The sequence below is a fragment of the Pseudomonas bohemica genome (assembly GCF_002934685.1).
GTDB lineage: Bacteria > Pseudomonadota > Gammaproteobacteria > Pseudomonadales > Pseudomonadaceae > Aquipseudomonas > Aquipseudomonas bohemica.
In genome coordinates, this window is sequence record NZ_NKHL01000088.1 from 55,784 (window position 1) to 57,941 (window position 2,158).

General features: G+C 55.1%; 1 protein-coding gene. It reads right to left on the minus strand.

Translation table 11 applies throughout. The features are described 5' to 3' along the window. Positions 1 to 1,576 precede the first annotated feature (1,576 nt). A complete protein-coding gene (locus tag CE491_RS30185; RefSeq protein WP_199885007.1) occupies positions 1,577 to 2,107 on the minus strand; it encodes a lysis protein in 531 nt (176 codons plus the stop codon). Between the last annotated feature and the right edge of the window lie 51 nt (positions 2,108 to 2,158).

Below are 2,158 nucleotides of genomic sequence, written 5' to 3' on the forward strand. Positions count from 1 at the left end.
AGGCCAGCAGCCAGACATGGCTGACATCACCGCGATGACCATCGCGACTTTCGCTATACGACTCAACATTGTTCTTCACTCTCTTCAAAACGGGCTCAACGACAGGCGTTCGCCACCTGCAAAGTCTGACAGCAGCACCGACCCAAACCGCGTCGTCATTTTGTAGCCGCCAGGTATCGAGGTTGATACGCGCCCCTCAGAGAGACGAAAAGGCCGCAACGAGGAATCCCTCCAGTCGCGGCCTTTTTCGTTATGGCTGTCGAGATCCCGGCATCCGGCCGGGGACCGATTCAGCATCGATCAACGATGGTAATACCCAGGGCCCGGACCACCGTCGAAATACCGATGGTCATGCCATCCACCGCCGTGGCGGCCCCATCCGGGACCAAAAAAACATCCCGAAACCGACGACGTCAGGACGATCACCAGTGCGATTCTCGCAATTGGGCTAAACATAAAGTCACTCTCTTCATCCGGGCATCTTTCACCCATTAACTCAGACACGGTCCGGACACATTTCGACGTAAACGGTCGGTAAAGGTTAGGTAAACCCCGTAATGCACCAAATCCGGCAGCGACATGCCGCAGGTTTGTCGCCCGCCCGCCGTACCCCTCCCCGCCCAGCTAGGCTACTATGTGCGCCTTTGCAGGCCACCAAGCCCGCGTTTTTTTGAACCCACACGGAACACACCCCTGTGACACTGGAACAGAACTACACCGATATTTTCTGTGGGTTTTGCAGGGAAAGCCAAAGTAGGGAAAGCCAGTAAAATTAGGGCTTTGCGTACGTTGGAAAACACACGGAAAACCTCAAAAACGCATGCAGTGGTACAAAAATTGGTACGAGCTGCATATCCATCCCTGGCGTTCTGCCGACTACAAATCCCACCGCAAAATATTCCAGAAATTATTCCTGACCGGTCTCGCGCATGACACCAACTTGCGATTCTGCGCAAGTTGACAAATCGGCAAATCAGCAAGGAAGTCTGGTTGACAAATCCCTGAATCAGCAATGTTGGCTGAAAAAGTTCGTGTCAACCAAATTTCCATTCGGCTCGTTTTTGTCAACCGAGGCTCAGCGGTCAGCCCGGCCTATTCCGTTTTTCAAACATCAAATGAGGCCATGCTAATTTTTTCGACCCGGAATGTAGGCATTCATCCATGATGCTTGGCAGGCACCACGACAGGAGGAACTTTCGCGTAGGCGCCGAACGTCATCGGCGTTGCGCCATGACCATTTTGGGCTGAAAAGCTTGCTGAGATCTGATCTAAGTCATGCCAAGGGAATGGACCATAACATTTGCACACGCAGTCCCGGGTATGCTCGAACGGCATTGCCGCCTCAGACTCTTGTTGCTTCGAGTGGCACATTCTGCAACAGACCTGACAGCCTTCCATGCGCCACAGAGAATGCCATCTCAACAACATATCTCCGCTGTTCATTTGCGTAACCCGCATGATGAGGCAATGATTTACCTCATTTCGTTGGGCTGCACGTGAAGGTTAACGTTCAGTTATTAGGACACCGTTGATCTGGTAACGCGTCGTCAATCGATAAGGACTGAGTGGATAACATTCACTGACACACATCCCTGATATACGCCTGCGCCGCCTTCAGGGCTGCTTGATCGGCGATGATCCCGGCTCGGATATCGAGAACAGATCGTCCAACTGCTGCAGGGAGTTCGACGGTTCCTGCATCACCCACGCTGGCGGTGCTGGTGGTTTTGGACACGTTGCTGCCACTGGAACCAGCTGAGCAGGTGCCTGCGATGCGCAGCCGGCGAGTGCCGTCAGCAACAGCGCGGCGCAGAGATTCGTTTTCAGCATTGGCCTTGTCCTTCTGTTCGGTGGCGGTTTTGTCGAGCGCGGCAAGCTTCTGTTCGGCGTCCTGCTGCTTGGCCAGGGCGTCGCGGGCCTGGGCCGAGGCTGCATTGGCGATCAGCGTCCGGTCGGCTTGGTAACTGGATTCGTTGGTGGCGATCACCTTCCCGTATGCGCTCGCCTGCCAGAACCACGCTGCGGCGAATGATCCGGCGCACAGGGCGATGACCAGCACCACCACTCCCCACGCCCACACCGGGACAAGCTTCAGGGCGGCGATCACACCAGCACCTTCAGCGCGCGCTCATAAATCGCTGCACGATCGGCATAGCCA